1 pseudogene is annotated in these 1,566 nt (G+C 58.3%); it reads right to left on the bottom strand.

From position 1 onward, the window contains the following. Positions 1 to 368: 368 nt before the first annotated feature. Positions 369 to 1,420: pseudogene (locus tag KPG66_RS04435) on the bottom strand (IS110 family transposase); the annotation flags it as partial. Positions 1,421 to 1,566 lie beyond the last annotated feature (146 nt).

Here is a 1,566-nt window from a genome sequence, read left to right as displayed (position 1 = left end):
TGCATGCAGCGAGGGGTCGAATCATAGGCCAATGACGCGTCCACCGCAAGGGCCCCGCAGATATTTTTTTGCCAACACGTTTTGTCACCTAACCCCTAGCATGACCAATACGCCCACGCCTCGCCAGTCCTTGCCACCCCATTCAACGTGGTGGCGCAACAAACTACTCCAGCGGCACCGCGCCGGCTACCTCACCCCAGATATTCGCTGCTACGGCGCTGTCGTCGCACAACTGGTCCCACGGCATGAGGCTCCACCTATGTTCGCCACCGTTCAACCCAATATTTCTCCGCCGTTATGAAAATAGCATCCACCTCCCAACGCGGAAAGCAATGCAATAATGGTCACTTGCAGCCAGACGTTAGCCACGCAGCCACTGCGAGGATTGCTTTCTTTGAACCGCGCCGCGCCTTGATGCGGGTGAACTGGACGAACAGGTAGCTGTTCTTCGTACGTACTGCGGCTCATGCAGCCGTCACGAGTGCCGTCTTGAGCCAGGTGCCGCTCTTGCGCACGCGCGTACTGCGGCGCTTACCAGCGCTCTCATCATTGCGCGGACACAGTCCGGCCCACGATATGAGGTGAGCGGAATCAGCAAAGCGCGTCATGTCGATCCCAATCTCGGCCACCAGGACCCGCGCAGTCAGGTCACCGACGTCAGGAATGGTTCTTCGTGCTGCCGGATTGGCGGCAGAGCAAGTCCCACTGCTGCATCCAGACCAGTCAGCGCGTGCTCAAGAGCCTCGATGAGCTGCAAATGCAGCGCGAGCATCGTACGGTGATGGGAAGTGATGCGCCCGCGCAATGCCTCACGTAGTTTATTCGTCTTCTTGAGCGCGTGTCCTTGCGCCAATGCCGCGAGCAGCACCGGATCGTCTTCACCCTAAATGATGACTTTCAGGATCGCGCGCCCGCTGCCGCCAAGTACGTCAGTCAGGACGCTACCCAGTTTGAGATTGGCATCCTCAAGCACCTTCTGGATACGCAGACAATGCTGGGCGATCTCACGCGTCAGCTGTTTGCGTGTGCGTGTCAGATCACGTAACGCCTGAATCGCAGCCGGCGGCACGAAGCTGGAGCGAATCAGCCCGTGTGCGAGCAGCTCTGCGATCCACGTCGCGTCATTGACATCGGTTTTGCGGCCAGGCACATTCCGGATATGCGCAGCGTTGCCCAGCACGAGTTCGAAGCAGCCTTCGAGAACGTGCCACACGGGTTTCCAGTAAACGCCGGTGGCTTCCATGGCCACGTGGGAACAGCCATGGACGGCCAACCAGTGCGACAGCGCAAGTCATCCCTTTGTGGTAGTGCAAAAGCTATGCACTTCATGGTGCTCTGGCGCAGACACACAACGGATGCAGGCAATGATGATGTCCTTATGTATGTCCAGCCCTGCACAGCGCGAATAAAGTACCTGCAAGAGAAAGAATGGCAGCGGCGACAACTCTCGTTATCGGATTCTGGTAAGCGTGCTCCGGCAGGGCCACGTGCCCTCGATCACAATTCTGATCTTTACCCACATCTCGGCGTGGCGCGGCTTGTAAGCTGGCGCGCCCGATGTTAACT

The organism is Mycetohabitans sp. B2 (assembly GCF_021733735.1).
GTDB lineage: Bacteria > Pseudomonadota > Gammaproteobacteria > Burkholderiales > Burkholderiaceae > Mycetohabitans > Mycetohabitans rhizoxinica.
The sequence above is the reverse complement of the archived record's forward strand: the minus strand, read 5'-3'. Positions and strand labels throughout refer to the sequence as shown.